Origin of the sequence: Streptomyces endophytica, from assembly GCF_026153355.1 — a bacterium.
Taxonomy (GTDB): Bacteria; Actinomycetota; Actinomycetes; order Streptomycetales; family Streptomycetaceae; genus Streptomyces; species Streptomyces endophytica.
Map to the genome: position 1 here is coordinate 1,697,627 of NZ_CP110636.1, position 19,119 is coordinate 1,716,745.

The 19,119-nt window shown below is 72.2% G+C and carries 15 protein-coding genes, 1 tRNA gene, 1 other RNA gene and 3 pseudogenes; 8 read left to right on the forward strand and 12 right to left on the reverse strand.

The window, feature by feature from the left end:
- Positions 1-161 precede the first annotated feature (161 nt).
- From OJ254_RS07675 to ffs, 7 genes and pseudogenes are all read right to left on the reverse strand, one after another.
- Positions 162-1,316 carry an aspartate-semialdehyde dehydrogenase gene (locus OJ254_RS07675; protein ID WP_265361749.1) on the reverse strand — a complete coding sequence of 385 codons (1,155 nt, stop codon included), beginning with the start codon at positions 1,314-1,316 and terminating at the stop codon, positions 162-164.
- Complete coding sequence (locus OJ254_RS07680) at positions 1,313-2,584, reverse strand: aspartate kinase (protein WP_030813352.1); 1,272 nt, start codon at positions 2,582-2,584, stop codon at positions 1,313-1,315. The genes OJ254_RS07675 and OJ254_RS07680 overlap by 4 nt, the downstream gene beginning before the upstream one ends.
- Before the next feature lie 312 nt (positions 2,585-2,896).
- On the reverse strand, positions 2,897-3,574 hold the full coding sequence (locus OJ254_RS07685) for a DUF5063 domain-containing protein (protein WP_265361750.1): 678 nt from the start codon (positions 3,572-3,574) through the stop codon (positions 2,897-2,899).
- Complete coding sequence (gene recR, locus OJ254_RS07690; RefSeq protein WP_006604196.1) at positions 3,567-4,166, reverse strand: recombination mediator RecR; 600 nt, start codon at positions 4,164-4,166, stop codon at positions 3,567-3,569. Before recR ends, OJ254_RS07685 begins: the two co-directional genes overlap by 8 nt.
- A 75-nt stretch (positions 4,167-4,241) precedes the next feature.
- A complete protein-coding gene (locus OJ254_RS07695) occupies positions 4,242-4,592 on the reverse strand; it encodes a YbaB/EbfC family nucleoid-associated protein (RefSeq protein WP_261956522.1) in 351 nt (116 codons plus the stop codon).
- A 310-nt stretch (positions 4,593-4,902) separates the two neighbouring features.
- Positions 4,903-7,431 (reverse strand): annotated as a pseudogene (locus OJ254_RS07700) (DNA polymerase III subunit gamma and tau).
- Positions 7,432-7,518: 87 nt separating this feature from the next.
- Positions 7,519-7,617: signal recognition particle sRNA small type (gene ffs / locus OJ254_RS07705), an RNA gene on the reverse strand.
- A gap of 131 nt (positions 7,618-7,748) precedes the next feature.
- Here ffs and OJ254_RS07710 point away from each other — a divergent pair.
- Positions 7,749-7,836: transfer RNA gene (locus OJ254_RS07710), tRNA-Ser, on the forward strand.
- Positions 7,837-7,899: 63 nt separating this feature from the next.
- Here the strand turns inward: OJ254_RS07710 and OJ254_RS07715 are convergent.
- Positions 7,900-8,096, reverse strand: a pseudogene (locus tag OJ254_RS07715) (site-specific integrase); the annotation flags it as partial.
- Between the two features lie 165 nt (positions 8,097-8,261).
- On the opposite strand from OJ254_RS07715, the gene OJ254_RS07720 reads away from it, so the two are divergent.
- From OJ254_RS07720 to OJ254_RS07745, 7 genes and pseudogenes are all read left to right on the forward strand, one after another.
- The gene (locus OJ254_RS07720) at positions 8,262-8,834 is read left to right on the forward strand and encodes an RNA polymerase sigma factor (protein WP_265365088.1); all 573 of its coding nucleotides are present in this window, start codon (positions 8,262-8,264) and stop codon (positions 8,832-8,834) included.
- Between the two features lie 71 nt (positions 8,835-8,905).
- Positions 8,906-8,959 (forward strand): annotated as a pseudogene (locus tag OJ254_RS30955) (hypothetical protein); the annotation flags it as partial.
- A gap of 326 nt (positions 8,960-9,285) precedes the next feature.
- Positions 9,286-9,834 carry a hypothetical protein gene (locus tag OJ254_RS30960; protein WP_341483792.1) on the forward strand — a complete coding sequence of 183 codons (549 nt, stop codon included), beginning with the start codon at positions 9,286-9,288 and terminating at the stop codon, positions 9,832-9,834.
- A gap of 20 nt (positions 9,835-9,854) precedes the next feature.
- A complete protein-coding gene (locus tag OJ254_RS07730) occupies positions 9,855-10,625 on the forward strand; it encodes an ABC transporter ATP-binding protein (protein ID WP_265365089.1) in 771 nt (256 codons plus the stop codon).
- Positions 10,622-11,497 (forward strand): hypothetical protein, encoded by an 876-nt coding sequence (locus OJ254_RS07735; RefSeq protein WP_265361751.1) that lies wholly within the window; start codon positions 10,622-10,624, stop codon positions 11,495-11,497. The genes OJ254_RS07730 and OJ254_RS07735 overlap by 4 nt, the downstream gene beginning before the upstream one ends.
- A 124-nt stretch (positions 11,498-11,621) precedes the next feature.
- Complete coding sequence (locus OJ254_RS07740) at positions 11,622-11,981, forward strand: hypothetical protein (RefSeq protein ID WP_265361752.1); 360 nt, start codon at positions 11,622-11,624, stop codon at positions 11,979-11,981.
- Positions 11,978-12,409 carry a hypothetical protein gene (locus OJ254_RS07745; protein ID WP_341483579.1) on the forward strand — a complete coding sequence of 144 codons (432 nt, stop codon included), beginning with the start codon at positions 11,978-11,980 and terminating at the stop codon, positions 12,407-12,409. The genes OJ254_RS07740 and OJ254_RS07745 overlap by 4 nt, the downstream gene beginning before the upstream one ends.
- 336 nt (positions 12,410-12,745) lie before the next feature.
- Here OJ254_RS07745 and OJ254_RS07750 read toward each other — a convergent pair whose 3' ends face one another.
- The 4 genes from OJ254_RS07750 to OJ254_RS07765 all read right to left on the reverse strand — a co-directional run bounded on the left by OJ254_RS07750 (position 12,746) and on the right by OJ254_RS07765 (position 18,979).
- The gene (locus OJ254_RS07750; protein WP_265361753.1) at positions 12,746-13,162 is read right to left on the reverse strand and encodes a hypothetical protein; all 417 of its coding nucleotides are present in this window, start codon (positions 13,160-13,162) and stop codon (positions 12,746-12,748) included.
- A gap of 126 nt (positions 13,163-13,288) precedes the next feature.
- Entirely contained in the window at positions 13,289-15,421 is a 2,133-nt protein-coding gene (locus OJ254_RS07755; RefSeq protein WP_265361754.1) for a transglycosylase domain-containing protein, read from the reverse strand.
- Positions 15,422-15,749: 328 nt separating this feature from the next.
- A complete protein-coding gene (locus OJ254_RS07760) occupies positions 15,750-18,167 on the reverse strand; it encodes a glycosyltransferase (protein WP_265361755.1) in 2,418 nt (805 codons plus the stop codon).
- Positions 18,168-18,181: 14 nt separating this feature from the next.
- Positions 18,182-18,979: a hypothetical protein gene (locus OJ254_RS07765; RefSeq protein ID WP_265361756.1), complete on the reverse strand. Its 798-nt coding sequence runs from the start codon at positions 18,977-18,979 to the stop codon at positions 18,182-18,184.
- Positions 18,980-19,119 lie beyond the last annotated feature (140 nt).

Sequence of the window (19,119 nt, forward strand, 5' to 3'; positions counted from 1 at the left end):
ACCCCCACCGGAACCGGCCCCAACCCAGAGAACCCAAAGAAAACAAAGAAACCAAAGACCTCAGGCACCACACAGCCAGCCACACAGGCACCGCACGGCCGCCCACCTCGGAGAGGCCCCACACAAGCACCGGACGGGGCCCGCACGAGCCCCAGTGCCACCTACCCCCGCGCCCCGCGCTCCGCCCGCGGCCCCCGCATCTCCGCCGCCACCAACTCCCCGATCTGGGCCGTGTTCAGCGCCGCGCCCTTGCGGAGGTTGTCGCCGCACACGAACAGTTCCAGCGCCCGCGGATCGTCCAGGGAGCGCCGTACGCGTCCCACCCAGGTGGGGTCCGTGCCGACGACGTCGGACGGGGTGGGGTACTCGTCCTCCTCGGGGGCGTCGCACAGCACGACGCCGGGTGCCGCCGCCAGGATCTCGTGCGCGCCGCCGACCGTGACCTCGTTCTCGAAACGGGCGTGGACGGTCAGCGAGTGGGTCGTGAGCACCGGCACCCGCACGCAGGTCGCGGCGACCGGCAGCTCCGGCAGTCCGAGGACCTTGCGGGACTCGTGACGGACGTCGAGCTCCTCCGAGGACCAGCCGTCCTCCTGGAGGGTGCCGGCCCAGGGCACGACGTTGAGCGCGAGCGGCGCCGGGAACGGCCCCAGGGTGTCGCCGACGGCCCGCCGTACGTCACCGGGCGTGGCCCCCAGGTCCGTACCGGACACCGCGGACAGCTGGGCCCGCAGCGTCTCGGCGCCGGCCCGCCCGGCCGCGGAGGCGGCGTGGTACGAGGAGACGATCAGCTCGCTCAGCCCGTACTCGGCGTGCAGCGCACCGAGCGCGACGATCATCGCGAGGGTGGTGCAGCCGGGGCCGGCGAGAATGCCGCGCGGGCGCACCCGGGCCGTGTGCGCGTTGATCTCCGGGACGACCAGCGGCACGTCCGGGTCCCGCCGGAACGCGCGCGAGGAGTCGATGACCACCGCGCCCTTGGACACCGCGACCGGCGCCCACTGCGCGGCGACCTCGTCCGGGACGTCGAACATCGCGACGTCGATGCCGTCGAAGGCCTCTTCGCTCAGCGCGACGACCTCGACCTCGGCGCCCCGTACGGTCAGTTTGCGGCCTGCCGAGCGCGGAGACGCGATCAGCCGGATCTCGCCCCAGATGTCGGCCCGCTCGGACAGGATGCCGAGCAGGACCGAGCCGACGGCGCCGGTGGCGCCGACGACGGCGAGATCCGGCTTGCCGGCCGGCTCACGGGCCGTGCGGGCCTCCGCCCCCGCCGTATCAGCGAGGGACGGACGGCCCGCTTCGGCCGGGATCATCGACCGGTGCCGCCATAGACCACGGCCTCGTCGCTCTCCGAGTCGAGACCGAAGGCGGTGTGCACGGCGCGCACGGCCTCGTTGACGTCATCGGCGCGGGTGACGACCGAGATGCGGATCTCGGAGGTCGAGATGAGCTCGATGTTCACATCGGCGTTCGACAGCGCCTCGAAGAACGTCGCGGTGACGCCCGGGTTGGTCTTCATACCCGCGCCGACCAGCGAGATCTTGGCGATCTGGTCGTCGTAGCGCAGCGAGTCGAAGCCGACCGCGGCGCGGGTCTTCTCCAGGGCCGCCACGGCCTTGCGGCCCTCGGCCTTGGGAAGGGTGAAGGAGATGTCGGTCAGACCGGTCGACGCGGCGGACACGTTCTGCACGACCATGTCGATGTTGACCTCGGAGTCAGCGATCGCACGGAAGATGCGCGCGGCCTCGCCCGGCTTGTCCGGGACTCCGACGACCGTGACCTTCGCCTCGGAGGTGTCGTGTGCGACGCCCGAGATGATTGCCTGCTCCATCGGCTGGTCCCCTTGCGGTTCGTTGCTGACCCACGTGCCCTGCAGCCCGGAGAAGGACGACCGGACGTGGATCGGGATGTTGTAACGGCGTGCGTACTCGACGCAGCGGTGCAGCAGCACCTTGGAGCCGGAGCTGGCGAGCTCCAGCATGTCCTCGAAGGAGATCCAGTCGATCTTCCGGGCCTTCTTGACGACCCGCGGGTCGGCGGTGAAGACACCGTCCACATCGGTGTAGATCTCACAGACGTCGGCGTTCAGCGCGGCGGCCAGCGCCACCGCGGTGGTGTCCGAGCCACCGCGCCCCAGCGTCGTGATGTCCTTCTTGTCCTGGGACACGCCCTGGAAACCGGCGACGATGGCGATGTTGCCCTCGTCGATGGAGGCCTGGATACGGCCCGGGGTGACATCGATGATCCGCGCCTTGTTGTGCACGGAATCGGTGATGACACCGGCCTGGCTACCGGTGAAGGACTGCGCCTCGTGACCGAGGTTTTTGATCGCCATCGCCAGCAGGGCCATGGAGATCCGCTCTCCGGCGGTCAGCAGCATGTCGAACTCGCGCCCCGACGGAATCGGGGACACTTCCTGCGCGAGATCGATCAGCTCGTCCGTCGTGTCGCCCATCGCCGAAACCACCACGACAACCTGGTTGCCGTTCTTCTTGGCCTCGACGATTCGCTTGGCAACGCGCTTGATGCCCTCGGCATCCGCAACGGATGAGCCGCCGTACTTCTGCACGACAAGGCCCACGTGCGCTCCTCGCAACTGTCTCTTCGGGAGTTTCCTCCCGGACCCCCGGACATGGGGGTACTGCGGTCGGCTCAGTCTAACGAGCAAGCGGAGTCCGCCCTGCCGTTATCACATGGTGAGACGCGTCCGTGAGACGGACCGTCCCTGCCGTACGTCGGGAGACGCCCGGCCCACCGCGTGATCTCCCGCCGGTCGGTTCCGCGTGGCGCACCGTCGCGCCCGCTCGGCGAGCACATGCCCGCTACGGGCCGGTACACACGGAAAGGTAACCCAGGTCACAGCCGCCGGCCCGGCGGCCCGGCTCCCGCGGGCTCAGGTGCCCCGCAGCTCCCGGAGCCCCAGCGGCCCGGCGATCTCCGCGGCCATGACCTTCCCGGCCTCCTCCGCGAGCCGCTCCTCGTCACCGTCGCCGTTGACGCCGCTGTCGGTGTCCAGCCCGTCCAGCTCGTCCAGCGGCTGGTCCAGGCGTACGTGGGCGACCAGCGACTGCAGCGCCCGCAGGGCGGCCGAGGCGGTCGGGCCCCAGTTGGTCAGGTAGGAGAACTGCCACCACCACAACGCCTCGACGATCCGCCCGGCGCGGTAGTGCGCCAGCCCGTGCCGCAGGTCGGTGATGATGTCCGCCAGATCGTCCGAGATCCGGCAGGCCACCGGCTCGCTGCGCGGCACGTACGGGTCGAAGACCTCGGAGTACACGTCCACCGGGTCGAGCAGGGCGGCGAAACGCTCCCGCAGCTCGTCCACATCGGGCTCCGGCCCGGTGTCCGGCTCGTAGCGCTCCTCGGGGACGATGTCCTCGTGCGCGCCCAGGCGGCCGCCGGTGAGCAGCAGCTGGGAGACCTCCAGGAGGAGGAAGGGCACCGCGCTGTCCGGCTCGTCCCCCTTGGCGACCTCCGTGACCGCGACGATGAAGCTCTCGATCGAGTCGGAGATCGAAACGGCGAAGTCGTCCGGGTTCTGTCGCGCGTTGTGCAGCGTGGCATCAGACATCGAGAAGTCTCCTCCCTTCGAAGGCCCGCCCGAGCGTGACCTCGTCGGCATACTCCAGATCGCCGCCGACCGGCAGACCGCTCGCCAGTCGCGTCACCCTCAAACCCATGGGTTTGATCATGCGGGCAAGATACGTGGCCGTGGCCTCGCCCTCCAGATTCGGGTCGGTGGCCAGGATCAGCTCCGTGACGGTGCCGTCCGCGAGCCTGGCCAGCAGTTCCCGAATCCGCAGGTCGTCGGGGCCGACGCCCTCGATGGGGCTGATCGCGCCACCGAGGACGTGGTAGCGGCCGCGGAACTCGCGGGTCCGCTCGATCGCCACGACGTCCTTGGGCTCCTCCACGACACAGATGACCGCCGGGTCACGCCGCGGGTCCAGGCAGACCCGGCACTGCTCCTCCTGCGCCACGTTGCCGCAGACGCTGCAGAACCGGACCTTCGCCTTGACCTCCATCAGCGCGTTCGCGAGCCGGCGGACATCGGTCGGCTCGGCCTGAAGGATGTGGAAGGCGATCCGCTGCGCGCTCTTGGGACCGACGCCGGGCAGCCTGCCCAACTCGTCGATCAGGTCCTGGACCACGCCTTCATACACGGAACGTCTTCTCTCTCTTCTGCCGTGCTGCGTACGCTAGTTGGCTACTCCTCAGAAAGGGAGACCGGGGATTCCTCAGAAAGTGAGGCCGGGAATGCCGCCGCCACCCAGACCCTGGGCGAGCGGACCGAGCTTCTGCTGCTGGAGCTGCTGGGCCTTGGCGTTGGCGTCGCGGACCGCCGCCAGCACGAGGTCGGCGATCGTCTCGGCCGTCTCCTCCGCGGAGTCGGTGTCGACCGCCTTGGGGTCGATGACCAGGCCCTTGAGCTCACCGGAGCCGGTCACCGTCGCCTTGACCAGGCCGCCGCCCGAGGAACCCTCCACGGGCGTCTCCGCCAGCTCCTGCTGGGCGGCCGCAAGATCCTGCTGCATCTTCTGGGCCTGCTGGAGCAGCTGCTGCATATTGGGCTGACCACCGGGGATCACGACGTGACTCCTGCCATACGACAACGATTGTGCGGTAGCCCGAGCCTACGTGTTTCGACGCCCCGGCGCCCTACGCCGCAGGGAGGAGCACACGTGTACGTCCGGTGTACGCCCGCCCTTCCGGCCACGCACCGTCACCGCCCCCTACGCACCGCTCTTCCCGCCGTGCGCCCCGCCGTTTCTCCCGCGGTTTCTGCCGCCGATTTCCGTCCCTTTCCCTGCCCTCTCCCGGGCCTTTTCCGGCCCACGCATCGCCGGACCCTCGTTGTTGAACCACTCGTCGGTCAACCACTCCTGGGCCGTGGGTGCCCTACTCGTTGGTGAACTCCTCGATCACCGTCGCGCCCAGCTCGCGGACGATGAGGTCGTGCCCGCTCAGCGCGGAGTCGACGAGGTCGGGGTCGTCCTCGGCCGGCATGTCGTACTCGATCGACATCGGCGGGGGCTCGGGGGTGTACGAGGGCTCCACGGCGGGTGCGCCCGAGGCGCCGCCCGCGGACGCGGACGGGGCCACCGCCTCCCGCGCCATCCGGGCGCCCTGACCGCCACCACCGGCACCGCCGCCGGGCCCACCGGCCGGGCCGCCGCCCTGGCCGTACGCCCCGCCGGACGCCGCCGGGCCGCCCTGCGAGGACGGTGCCTGGGGTGCGGACGGCTGCGCCGGCGCCCCGCCGAAGCCGCCGCCCCCGCTACGGGGTGCGCCACCGGCCGGCGGATTGGCGCCGCCGGACGGGTCGACGATCGCCTCGACCCGCCACTGCACCTGGAACCGCTCGGCCAGGACGTCCTTCAACACGTCCTCGCTGCCGCCGTTGGCGAAGCTGTCGCGGGCCCCGGCGTTGGGGAAGCCGATCTGCAGGGTCGTGCCGTCGAAGCCGGAGACCTGGGCGTTCTGGCTCAGCAGGATCCAGGTGAAGCGCCGGCGGGCCTTCACCGCCTCCAGGATGTCCGGCCACATCTGGCGCACCTGGGCGGCACCCTGCGCCGCCCCCGGAGCCGGCCCACCGGCCTGCGGTCCGGGCCCGGAAGCCCCACCGGGCGCGCCACCCGCCGGGCCGCTCGCGGCCGGCGGCCCCGCGGGGGTCCTGCCGGCCTGCGGCGCCGGCACCTGGCCGCCGCCCTGCCCCGGCGCCACGGCCGTCGGCCAGCCCCCGGGCTGCCGCGCCGCACCACCGGTGCCACTGCCCTGGCCGGCTTCGCCGCCGTTGCCCGCGCCACTGCCGTTGGCCGCGCCACCGGGCGCCTCACCACCGGAGGCGGCGCCACCAGGACCGGCGCCGGCAGCCGTGCCCGCCCCGCCCCGGCCCGTCCCGCCGGGCCACGCCCGGGCCGCGCCGGACCACCCTCACGGCCGGCGGCCGGCCCACCGGCCGGCGGGGCCGCGCCCTCGCCGCCCTGTACGCCACCCGCGGCCGGGGCAACCGGCGCCGGGGGCGGCAGCAGGAGCCGAGGGAGCGGCGGGCGCCCCCGTGCCCCGTACCGCGGCACGCGCGGCAGCCGGCCCCGACGGGCCGCCGGGCGCCGGCATCGGCGGATGCGCCTCCGGACCCGGTACGTACCCGGCCGCGGGCCCGCCACCGGACGCCGCGACGGGCGCCGGCTCACCTCCGGGACCCGCACCGGGGGCGCCGGGCATGCCACCGGGGCCGCCCGCGCCCGCTCCGCCCAGCAGCGCCGCGCCCGCGCCCCGCTCCAGCCGGTCCAGACGCGCCTGCACCGACCGCTCGTCGTCGTACGCCGCGGGCAGCAGCACCCGCGCACAGATCAGCTCCAGCTGGAGCCGCGGCGAGGTCGCGCCCCGCATCTCCGTCAGCCCCGTGTTGACCAGGTCGGCGGCGCGGCTCAGCTCCGCCGCCCCGAACACCGAGGCCTGCGCCGTCATCCGCTCCACGACGTCCGCGGGGGCGTCGATCAGCCCCTTCTCCCCCGCGTCCGGCACCGCCGCGAGGATCACCAGGTCCCGCAGCCGCTCCAGCAGATCGGCCACGAACCGCCGGGGGTCGTTCCCGCCCTCGATGACCCGGTCCACGACCTCGAACGCCGCCGCCCCGTCCCCCGCGGCGAACGCCTCCACGACGGAATCCAGCAGCGAGCCGTCGGTGTACCCGAGCAGGGCCGTGGCCATGGCATACGTCACACCGTCGGCACCCGCCCCGGCGAGCAGCTGGTCCATCACCGACATCGAGTCCCGCACGGACCCGGCCCCGGCCCGTACGACCAGCGGCAGCACACCGTCCTCGACCGGGATGTCCTCCTGCCCGCAGACCTGTCCCAGGTACTCGCGCAGCGTCCCCGGCGGCACCAACCGGAACGGATAGTGATGGGTCCGCGACCGGATCGTCCCGATGACCTTCTCGGGCTCGGTCGTGGCGAAGATGAACTTCAGATGCTCCGGCGGCTCCTCGACGACCTTCAGCAGCGCGTTGAAGCCCGCCGAGGTCACCATGTGGGCCTCGTCGATGATGTAGATCTTGTAGCGGCTGCTGGCCGGCCCGAAGAACGCCTTCTCCCGCAGCTCACGCGCGTCGTCGACACCACCATGGGACGCCGCGTCGATCTCGATCACATCGATCGAGCCCCGCCCGTTCCTGGCCAGGTCCACGCACGACTGGCACGTCCCGCAGGGCGTCGGAGTGGGACCTTCCTCACAGTTGAGGCACCGGGCCAGGATCCGCGCACTGGTCGTCTTGCCGCAGCCGCGCGGACCGCTGAACAGATACGCGTGGTTGACGCGGTTGTTCCGCAGCGCCTGCTGCAGCGGATCGGTCACGTGCTCTTGCCCGATGACCTCGGCGAAGGTCTCGGGGCGGTAGCGGCGGTACAGCGCAAGGGACGACACGCTTACGACGATATCGGCCCCCACCGACAATCGACCGGCCCGATCGCCCTCCCCCGATCGACCTGCCCCGCAAACGCAGGCGCCCCAAACGCAAGCGCCCCCCACGCACCCGCCAGAGCCGACCTACCCTTGCTGCCTTCCGGCCCTGGGGGAGTTCAGTCAGATAGCGCCACGTGAGGGGCTGCGACCCACCCTAGCGGATCCCACCCCCAACCCACGAACCCGTCCCCCGCGCCGACCCTCATCCACCCCCCTCCCGGCCCCCGCCCCCGGATCATGTTCGCGAGCACTCCCCAACGTCTTGTATTGTTTGCGGCGGAGGATTCGCCTAGTGGCCTAGGGCGCACGCTTGGAAAGCGTGTTGGGGGCAACCCCTCACGAGTTCGAATCTCGTATCCTCCGCCAGTGCTCTCACCGGGCACGATGTCGAAGGGCCCCACCGTTCGCGGTGGGGCCCTTCGACGTTCCTCAGCCCTCGTTGTCCTGCGTCTTTGTCCACAAGGGCTGTTTCCGGGGCTCCCCAGATCGCCGTTCCGATCTTCTGGGCCACCTCCTTGAGCAGGTGGTCCGGCACGTGGAGGTACCGCGCGCATCCTCGCGGCGCCGCCCGGCTCCCACCCCATGATCTGGTCGACGCCCCGGTCCGGGACGCCCAGCAGCATCAGCCGGGCCTCCGGGCGCGTCTGTCACCGCGGCCGTGCTCGCACTTCGGACGCAGGCGGTTCTTCCGGATGCGGAGGTAAGTCCTCGTTCAGCGCCCTTTTCCGCGTGCCTCATGAACCAGGTGCGGTCCGCCGAGCGATAGAGGGGGCGTGAGACTGTTCCGCCCCATGGGGGCAGACCGAGACCGGGATGACGACGCGGTGCTGCTGCGTGCCGTGACCCGGGGGAATCAGGCTGCGCTGGCCACGCTCTACGACCGGCACGCCGGTTGGCTGCACGCGCGGCTGACACGGCGGTGCGGGGATCCGGAGACCGTGCGCGAGGTCCTTCAGGACACTTTTGTCACCGTGTGGCGGTCCGCCGGTACCTACCGGGGCGGTGAGTGCGGCGGCTGGCTGTGGGTGATCGCGGCGCGGCGGCTGGTGGACGCGCAGCGAGCCCAGGCACGGGCCGAGCGGGTCGAGTACGAGCCGGTGGCGGCCGCGCCGTCCGCCGAGGACCGGGTCCTGGCCGGGCTTGAGTACGGGGAAGTGGGCACCGCTCTCGACCGGATCTCCCCGGAGCTGCGCGAGGTGTTGCGCGCCACCGTCGTCGACGGGCTCACCACACGCGAAGCCGCGCTTCTGCTCGGGATACCCGAGGGCACGGTGAAGACCCGGGCAATGCGGGCCCGCCGCGAACTCCGCACCCTCTTGTCTCAATTGTCCGATGGTGGCATGCCGTTGGGAGACCTCGCATGACGTGGAAAGACGAACACCCGGGTGGGAGGGGGCGGGATGCCGCCGCCTCGGCATGGCATGTGGACGCGGTGATGAGCGCGCGCTACGCGGACGGGTCCCTCCCCGAGCCCGCCGCGTGGTCCCTGGAGAGGCATCTGGAGGCATGCACCCCGTGCGCGACCACGGTGTCGAGGGCGGTCGGCGCGACGGGAGGCGCGACGGCGGTACTGGCAGAGATACGGGGATCGGTGCTGCTCGCGATTGCGGAAGCGGAGGCGCACGAGGCCACGGGCGCCGCCCGCCACCCCTCTCCCTCCCTCACCCGTCGACTCGGCCGCGCGCTCTGGGCCGCCGGGCCGGCACTGCGGGGACCGTGGGTCGTCGCGCTGCTGCTGGTGTGTGCCGCAGCCGCAGGACTGGCCTACGGAGCCGGGTTCGACGGCGCGCGTCCCTGCTGCTCGCGCTCGCCCCCGTGCTGCCGCTCGCCGGCGTCGCGCTCTCGTACGGGCCGCGTGCCGATCCGATGTACGAGATCAGCGCCACGACGCCGTCCGGCGGCCTGCGTCTTCTCCTTACCAGGACCGCCGCTGTTCTCGGGGTGAGCCTGCCGTTGCTCACGGCAGTGGGCGCCTTCTTGCCGGGCCCCCCAGGGATGCCCGGCGCCGCGGCCTGGCTACTGCCGGCGCTGGCGCTGGCGCTGGGAGCTCTCGCGCTCGGCTCGTACGTCGGGTGCCGGACCGCCACTGGGATCGTCGCCGCAGGCTGGACGTTCGCAGTACTGCTGCCCGTGTTCTCGGTGTCCGGCGACGGCGGGGGAGACAGTGGCGGTGACGGCAGGACTCTCCCGGTGACCGCGCTCGCCGAGCAGCTGGCGCAGTACCTCTCCGGGGGCTCTGTACAAGGTGGTTGGGCCGTGGCCGCCGCGCTCTGCGCGGGTGTGCTCGCCCTGCGCCGCCGTTCCTTCGACTTCAGCCCGGGCTCCGGCCGGGGCCTGCGTTTCGACCGTCTGGAGAATCCGTGACCACCACGGCCACCATAAGCATCACCGGACTGACCGTCCGGCACCGCAGGACCGTCGCCCTTGACGGCATCGACCTCGACTTCGGCCCCGGAGTGCACGGGTTGCTCGGCCCGAACGGCGCCGGCAAGACCTCCCTGATCCGGGTACTGGCCACGGTCGCCCGCCCTGATGGCGGACGCGTGGAACTGCTGGGTCACGACCTGTCCGGCCACCGAGAGCTGGCGGCGGCCCGGCGCAGACTCGGCTACCTGCCACAGGACTTCGGGTATTACCCCGGTTTCACCGTGCGGGAGTTCGTCGCGTACGTGGCCTGGCTGAAGGAGATGCCGGGCGCCGAGGCCGGGGCGGCGGTCGAGCGTGCCGTCGCGCGGGTCGGGCTCACGGACCGCATCGATGCCAAGGTGAAGACGCTGTCGGGCGGCATGGTGCGGCGGGTCGGTATCGCGCAGGCCATCGTCAACGATCCGGCCGTGCTGCTGCTCGACGAACCGACCGCCGGACTGGACCCTGAACAGCGGGTCGAATTCCGCTCACTGCTCCAGGAGTTGGGCGGCGAGAGCACGGTTGTCGTCTCCACCCATCTGGTGGAGGACGTGGCCGCGGCGTGCACCGAGGTGACCCTCGTCGAATCCGGACAGGTGGCCTATCGCGGTACGCCCACCTCACTCGCCGAGCTCGGCGAGAGCGTGGACGGCGCGGCAATCGGCGGCAACGCCATGGAGCGCGGCTACACGGCAGCCCTGCGCGGCCACCGCGCCGAGGCGGCAACCACCGCAGGAGCACGCCGATGAGCACGCCGACCCTTTCCCGGCCGTCCGTCGCCGGCACCCCGCAGCCGGAGCGCCGCACTCACCACCCGCTGTACGCCGAGGTGCACAGCGGCCCTGCCCGCTGGGCCGCGCTCGCGGCGTTCCTCACTCTCGCTCCGCCACTGGCAGCCAAGGCAGCTTATTGGCAGGGAAGTTGGGGCCACACGCAGCTGCAACTGCATAGCGCGGCCGTCCTGCTCGGCGGTCCCCTGGCCGCAGCCGCCGGGTGTTGGCAGGGCGGCCGGGAGCACCGGTCACGCACGACGGAGCTGCGGGTCTCCGGCACCAGGGGCCCGCTCGCGCAGTTCCTGGTGTCGGCGGCGCCGGTGGTACTCGGCGTTCTCGCCGGATTCGTACTCGTCGCGGCCGGGACACTGGCGGCCACCTGGCCGTACGTCTCGTCAGGCCGGCCGCACGCCTCCCTGCCGGCAGCGGACGCGATGTTCCTGGCCGCGATGACGACGGGTGGAATGGTCGTCGGACGGCTCGTGCGGTGGCGGTTGGCCGCGCTGGCCGTCGCCGGCTTCGCCTATGTGGCACTCGCGCTGCCCACACACCAGAAGTCAGCGCTCCGCTTCCTCAGCCCGGCCACGACCCACGGCGGCGGTGGCGACGCACTGCCGGTCTGGTGGCAGCCGTTGGCGATGGCAGCGTGGACGGCCGGTCTCGCCACTGCAGCCGTCATCTCGTACGCCGCCCGCCGTCACTGGTACGCCGCGCTGCCTGCCCTGGCCGTCGCGGCCGCCGCGGCCGTGCCCTCATGCGGACGGGCGAGGACATGTGGCACCTGGATCCCGCCGGGAAGGCGCAGGTGTGTAACGACTCGTCTCCGCGCGTGTGCGTCAACGCGTTGAACCGCGGCCTGTTGCCGGAGGTCTCGCGCGCCCTGTCGGGGATCACCAGCCGGCTCGACGGAGTGGCGAACGCCCCCACCCGTTTCGAGGACCTGCACCGTGCCCCCGCAGCGGCGAGGTGGAGTTGCCCACGCTCTACCTCGGTCAGAGCGTCGTCCGTGGCGCGCTGGCCGAACCGGAGCAGTTCGCGTGGGAGGCCGCGGCAGCGCTGACGTCGCGCGACTGCGACACTTTCCCGACCCAGCGGACCGACGACGCCGTACGGGACTGGCTGGTCTCCAACAGCCTCAGTGAGCGCAGACGGCAGACCGTGCAGGAGACTGCCCGCGAGTGGGGCGACGCGACGGCAGCCGCCGACGCCAAAGCCGGCGCACGGGCGCTGTCCCACCTGTCGGCCATGCGCGACGACCAGCGGCGCGCATGGCTCGGCCGCTACTTCGCGACCGCCGGCCGCTGCGACGTGAGCGGGGTGCCCACCCTGTGAGGCCCAGAACAGCCGCCTACTCACCGACATACGGACTCGTCCTCTACTGCCGCTCGCGTGCCCTGCCGCTCACCGTGGCCACGCTCCTCGGCACCGCGCTCCTGGCCGCCGTCTGCGCGCACCGGCTGAACGCCTCCACCGACCCGTTCCGGCACGTGCCGCTGGTGGTACTCGCGCCGATACTCGCCGCGGCGGCGATCGGCACCAGCCTGCGTCAGCACTCCGCGGAGCTGGACCGGACGGCCGCGCGCCCCGCGCGACCCCGGCGGCTGGCCCATCTGCTGGCACTGACCACCCTCGCCGCCGGCACACTTGCGCTCGCCGTGCCAGGGCACACGCAGGAGTTCGGCGCCCCCGTGATGGTCCGCAACCTCGCAGGGGCGGTGGGGATCACTGCGGCGGCCGCCACGGTGATCGGCCCCGGCTGAGCTGGCTGCCGACGGTCGCGTATCTCGGCGCGGTGTCCTTGGCAGGCGAGGGCGTCCCCGGCCGGGCCGCCACGATCTGGGCCTGGCCCGTGCAACCGGGGCCGCAGTCCGCCGCATGGGCAGTCGCAGCCGGCGCCTTCCTCGTGGGCGGAGCGCTCTATGCCGTGCGGGGGTCGTGGCCGGAGAGCCCCCACGACTGACCCCGCCTGCGCACCAGCGGCCGGGTCGAGACGCAGAGCGCGGGGCGGCCCGTTCCATGGCGCGGGGCGGCCCAGAGGGCGGGCCGTTTGCACGGCCCGCCCGCTGACTTTGCCGGCTGCAGTCCGGTGGGTCGGCTCAGTCGCCGGAGTAGCCCCAGAAGTAGATCTCCTGCGGTGCGCCCTCATCGTCGTGGAGCACGGCGCACCGGCCGTACCAGCGCCAGTAGTCGAATTCCTCGAAGCGCGGCACGTGAGCCCGGGTGGGCCTCCGCGTGCCCAGGACACGCAGCGCCTCCTCCTCGGTCACCTGCTTCAGGGTGCCGTAGTCCGGCTCCTCATCCGGCCCGATGATCCGGAAGATGTCGAGGATCGAGTGCGTCCCGTCGTGCTGGACGAGTTCGTGCTCCCACAGCTCGTCCATGGTCTTCGGCCACGGCAGCCGCTCCTCCTCCGGCCACCAGTCGGCACCAGGGCCCCAGTAGTACTCCCGCTTCTCGAAGACCGTCCGTCGCAGCCCCTCGAATGCCCCGACGAGATCCTCCTGATACGGCACGGAATAGTTCCACCCCGACGCGCCCATGCGATCCCTCCCCATCCAGCCCTCCAGAACGGCCGGACGCTAACAGCAGCCACTGACACCCGGGCGTGGAAACGGGCACCAGAGAGTGCACGCTCGCGGTCACCGGCACTTGTGGTGGCGGCACTTGGGGCTCGTTGTCGGTGCGTACGGCGTGGGGGTGGGAGCGGTGGTCGCTCCCTTGCCGTGCTTGCCGGTTCTGTCGGGCGTGCCGGCCTTTCCGCCCTTCCTGGCGGGGGTGGTGGTCGGGGAGGGTGTGGGGAGGCCCGGCTCGTCGGCGCCGTGGCCGAGGGGGGCGGGGGCGGGGAAGGGGGTGTCGGGGAGGCCGGCGAGGGCGTCGCTCATGTACCGGGTCCAGATCTCGGTGGGGATGTCGCCGCCGAACACCTTTTGCAGGCCGCCGACGCCCACCAGGGACTGGAGCTGGGGGTGGGACGCGTCCTCGCGGAAGAGGACCACGGAGGTGGCCAGTTGGCGGGTGTAGCCGACGAACCAGGCCGAGTGGTAGTCGTCGGTGGTACCGGTCTTGCCCGCGGCCGTCCTGCCGAGGGCCCTGGCCTTGGTGCCGGTGCCCCGGGCTATCACGCCCCGGAGGACGTCGGTCACGTTGTCGGCGACGGCCGGCGGCAGTGCCCGTACGGGGGCGGGGGCGGTGAAGCCGGGCAGTGCGGAGCCGTTGTGGGTCACCTTGGTCACCGAGTAGGGGGTGGCCCGCATACCGGAGGCGGCGAAGGTCGAGTAGGCACCCGCCATGCGGATGGCGCTCGGTGTCGAGGTACCGATGTAGAAGCCGGCACTGGGGGCGGCGAGGCTGCTGCGGCGCAGGCCGAGGGCTTGCGCCGTCCCCGCCACGTTCCGGTGGCCGACGTCCTCCCCCAGTTGCACGTACGGCGTGTTGACCGACTGCTCCATCGCCTTGCGCAGGGAGATGTAGCCCCACCGCCGGGGGGTGTCGTTGTGCTGGTGGAGGAGGCCGGTGGGGTCCTTGTCGTCGGTGACGTAGTCGCCCTGCCGGTCCTTGATCTTGATGCCGTCGTCACCGTTGAACTTGCTGGCAGGGGTGATCGGCACCGGGGGCCTGCCGGGTCGCAGGACCGCCCGGTGCTGGAGCGCGGCGGCGAGGACGACGGGTTTGAACGTCGAGCCCACCGGGACGCCGGAGGTGTCGGCGTTGTCCGAGTAGTGGGCGTGGGCGTAGCCGGGGCCGCCGTAGACGGCGAGGATCCTGCCGGTCGTGGGGTCGACGGAGGCGGCGCCGACCTGGACGTCCCGGTCGACCGACCGGTGGGCGGGGTCGAGGCGTTGCGCGCGGACCTTGGCGACGGCCCGGGCCAGCTCCGCGGTCCGCTTCCTGTCGAAGGTGGTGTGTATCTGGTAACCGCCCCTGCTCAGGCTGCTGTCGGTGATCGTCGGGTCGTGTGCCTCGGCGTACGACCGGGCGAGCTGGACCAGGTAGCCGGTCTGGCCCGGGAGACCCGAGCCGAGGGTCCACTTCCTGGGTGCCGGGAATCCCGCGGCCGCGTACCGTGCCCGCTCGCCCGGCGTCAGCTTGCCGATCTTCACCATCCGGTCGAGCACCCAGGACCAGCGTGCCCGCGCCTTCGCCCGGGCCGTGGGGTCGGAGTCCGCGTGCTGGAAGAGGCTCGGCTCGTTGACCGCCGCGGCGAGGAAGGCGCCCTGGCTCGCATTGAGCTTCTGCACCGGAAGGCCGTAGTACATGCGGGCCGCGGCCTGGATGCCGTTGGCCTGCCGGCCGAAGAAGCACGTGTTCAGATACCCCTGGAGGATCTGCTGCTTGCTCATGGCGGCGCCGATCTTGGTGGAGATCAGCAGTTCCCTGATCTTCCGCGAGACCGTCTGCGACTGGTCCAGGTAGGTGTTCTTGACGAACTGCTGGGTGATCGTCGACCCGGACTGCACGGTGCCGCCCTCGGCCATGTGGACGACGGCGCGGAGGACGCCTTGCGGGTCGATGCCCGGGTCGGTGTAGAAGGAGGCGTTCTCCGCGGCGATGAAGTCCCACCGCACGTCGGCGGGGACCTGGGAGAGCGGGACGTTCTGCCGGTTCACGCTGCCGTCGGTCGCCAGGACCCTGCCGTCCGACCAGTAGTAGACGTTGTTCTGCAGCAGGGTCGAGGGGTTGGGGTCGGGGATGGTGACCGTGGCGTAGGCATAGCCGACGGCCGCCGCCGTGCCGCCGAAGAAGAACAGGAAGAGCGCCAGCAGTTGCCGCATCGACGGCAGCCAGCGGCGCGGGCCCGTCCTGCCCCGGTGCGGGTAGTCGATCCACCGTCTCTTCTCCGGCCCCTTCTCCGGCGCCGTTCTCCGGGCACGGCGTGACGTGCCCGGTCCGTGGGGCCGGTGCCGCGAGGGGCGGTGGCCCGTGGTGCGGACGCCCTCGGCAGGCGTGCCGCCACGGGACTGCTGCGACGGTCGGCGCCGGTGTCCGCTCATGGGCTCGGATCACGGTCCTCTCGGTAGAACTCGGTAGAACTCGGTGCGACTCGGTGCGAGTGCGTGATGTCGTGTGGTGCGGGCTGCCGGAAATCGATGGGGGTGGGGGTTACCGGTAGCCGTGGTGAGGTGGGGGCTGCGGAGGGACGTCGTGGGGTTCCGCCCGGTGGAAGCGGTCGTACGGTGCCGGCCGGTGGAAGTCGGCGTACACCTCCGGCTGGTGGAAGGGGTCGTACGGCGCCGGCTGCGGCGGGGCCTCGTACGGCGCCGGCTGCGGCAGGGCCTCGTACGGCGCCGGCTGCGGCAGGGCCTCGTACGGCGCCGGCTGCACGGGGGCGGGATCCTGCCCGGGCAGACCGTGGCCGGGCGCCTCGGCGCCCGCCGGGGCCCGCAGGCTGCCGTACCGCTCCATCCGCTGCCATCTCAGGCGGGAGCCCGAAACGGCGGTGAAGACGGACTGGATCACCACCAGGTACATCAGCTGCCGGTAGACCAACTGCTGCAACGGCAGGCTCCACAGCGGGCCGGGCCGTTCCCCGTCCAGGTGGAACGCGTAGCGGCCCATCAGGAGTTGCAGCAGCAGGAAGGCCAGCCAGAGCCCGATGATCCGGACCGGGTCGAGGAAGAGCAGCCCGTACAGGGCGAAGATGTCCACGACGGGGGCGAGCAGGGGCAGCAGGACCTGGAAGAGGAGGAGGTAGACCAGGCCGCGGCGGCCGAGCTTCCCGGCAGCGCCGCGCTGCACCAAGGCGCCACGGTGCTTCCACATCGCCTGCAGGGTTCCGTAGCACCAGCGGTACCGCTGCCGCCACAGGGCGTTCAGTGACGCGGGCGCCTCCGTCCAGGCCACCGCGCCCTCCTCGTACACCACGCGCCAGCCGGCGCGGCACAGCGCCATGGTGAGGTCGGTGTCCTCGGCGAGGGTGACGTCGCTGACGCCGCCGAGGGCGAGCAGCGCCCGGCGGCGGAACGCGCCGACCGCCCCAGGGACGGTCGGCATGCACTCGGCGAGGTCGAACAGGCGGCGGTCGAGGTTGAAACCGACCACGTACTCGATGTGCTGCCAACGGCCCAGCAGGCCACCGCGGTTGACGACCTTGGCGTTGCCCGAGACGGCGCCCACCCGGGGATCGGCGAAGGGCTGCACGATCGTGCGGACGGTGTCGGATTCGAAGACCGTGTCGCCGTCGACCATGACCACCAGCTCGCACGCGGCGGCGGCGAGCCCCGTGTTGAGCGCGGCGGGCTTGCCCGCGTTCTGCTGCCGGATCACCCGCACCCCCGGCAGGTGGAGCGACTCCACCAGGTCGGCGGTGCCGTCGGTGGAACCGTCGTCCACCACGATGATCTCCACCGGATGGTCCGAGGCGAGCAGTGAGCGCACGGCCGCCTCGATCCCGGCGCTCTCGTTGTACGCGGGCACGATGACGCTGACCGGTTCGGTCACCGGCGGCCCCCAGGACCGGCCGCGGGGGCCCGTCCGCAGCCGCCGGTGCCGGCGGGCCGCGATCAGCACGACCGCCGCGCGCAGCACGCTGATCGCTCCGGCCGCGTACATCAGCACGCCGAGCATCCACACGGTCCAGTCGCCCCCCTGCAGCAGCCCGATGAGGGCCACGCCTTGCAGATGGTCGCCGGGCCCGGCGGGCCGGACCGGCGCGGCCATGCCGACCGAGGCGCCGACCGTGGCGAACCGGAAGCCCTGCGCCTTGAGCCTCGGGATCAGGGCGCCCAGCGCGGCGACGGTCTGTGAGCGGTCACCGCCGCCGTCGTGCATCAACACGATCTGCCCGGCGTGGCCGTGGGGTGTGGCGTGGGCGAGGACACGGTGCACTCCGGGGCGCTGCCAGTCCTCGGCGTCCCGGGTGGCGAGCACCGTGACGTAGCCGGCCGTGTCCGCCTGCCGGAGGACGGACCAGTCGGCGTCGTTCAGCGCGTCGTTCTCCGAGGAGTACGGCGGCCTGAGCAGTGCGGTGGTGACCCCCGCGGCGCCGGCCACCGCCAGCTGCGTCTCCCGCAGCTCCAGGGAACGCTGCCAGGGGGCGAGGTGGGCCAGGTCGGAATGGGTGAAGGTGTGGATGCCGATCTGGTGGCCCTCGGCGACGATCCGGCGGACCAGCTCCGGGTGGGCCACGACCTGGGTCCCGACGACGAAGAACGTCGCGTGCACGTGGTTGCGGCGCAGTACGTCCAGGATGCGCGGCGTCCAGACGGGGTCGGGGCCGTCGTCGAAGGTGAGGGCGAGGGTGCGGTCCTTGACCCGGGCGGTGTGCGCGGAGGTGGCGGCGTCCGCGATCACGGGGCCGCCGTGGGTCACCCGACCGGGCACCGCCTCGTGCCGTCCCCGGGCACCGGTCACGGCGTCCGAGGTGATCTTGAACATGTGGTGGGTGTAGCCCTGGAGCAGGAGGGCCGTCGACAGGGTCACCACGAGCACGCTCAGCAGGAGCCAGTGGGCGCGGGGGGTGATCCGGCGGGTGCGGCCGTGGCGGCGGGCAGGAGCGTTGCGGTGTCGGCGGTCGGTCACGTCGGGGCCTTGGGTCACTTCACGGGCTTGTGGGACGAGCCGAGGGCACGCCCCTTGGGGGCGGGGGTGGCGGCCCTGGTGGGGGCGGCGGTCGTGGACGGCGCGGCCGTGGGCCGGGACGGGGCCACCGGGCCGGCGGAGGCTGTCGGCCGGCCGGTGGGGCCGGGGGTCTTCCGCCCCGCGGTGCCGGAGTCCGTCGCGGTGGGGCTCGCGCTCCGCGCCGGGTGTCCGGTGCCGGTCGAGGGGTCGGGTGCGGTCGCCGTGGGCCTGGCCGAGTGCGCGGAGTCCGCGTGCGGGACGAACGGAGAGCTGATGCTGGGGCCGCCCAGCATCGTGCTGATCAGCACGGCGACATAGCCGCCGGCGGGGATCACCAGCAGCCGGGCGGCGCGGAGCACGCGGCGCTGGCGTCGCCCCGAGGAGTCGACGAAGACGGGCCGCGCCGACTCGCTCTGGGGCTCGTCGGGTGCCGGCACGGGGTGATCGGGCGCGTCGAACACCGGGAACTGCGCTGTGTCGGACACCGGGAGCTGGTCCGTGCCGAACGCCGGGAGCTCGGCCGTCAGGACGTCACCGTGCGGGTAGTCGTCCCATGCCGTCGTGGCCTGCGCCGTCCGGTGCGTCCACGGCGCGGGCGCTACCTCGTTCCAGGCCGGCGGGGCGGCCGTGCCGGTGGTGACGCCCGTGACGCCCCCTCCGTACGCGCCCCCGTAGGCGGGCTCGTGGCCGTAGACGGGCTCGTGGCCATAGGCAGGCTCGTGGCCATAGGCATAGCTGTAGCCGGCGCCGCCGTACGGATCCTCGCCGTACACCGCTCCGCTTCCGTCCGTCCACCGCACGAGTCGTGTCCCCTGTCCTGGCCGACCGACGCGGTCGCCCGCATGAAGAGAGCGCACGCGGCCGGAAGTGTTACACCCCTGCCCACGCTGCAGCGACGTGAAGGACCCCTGGA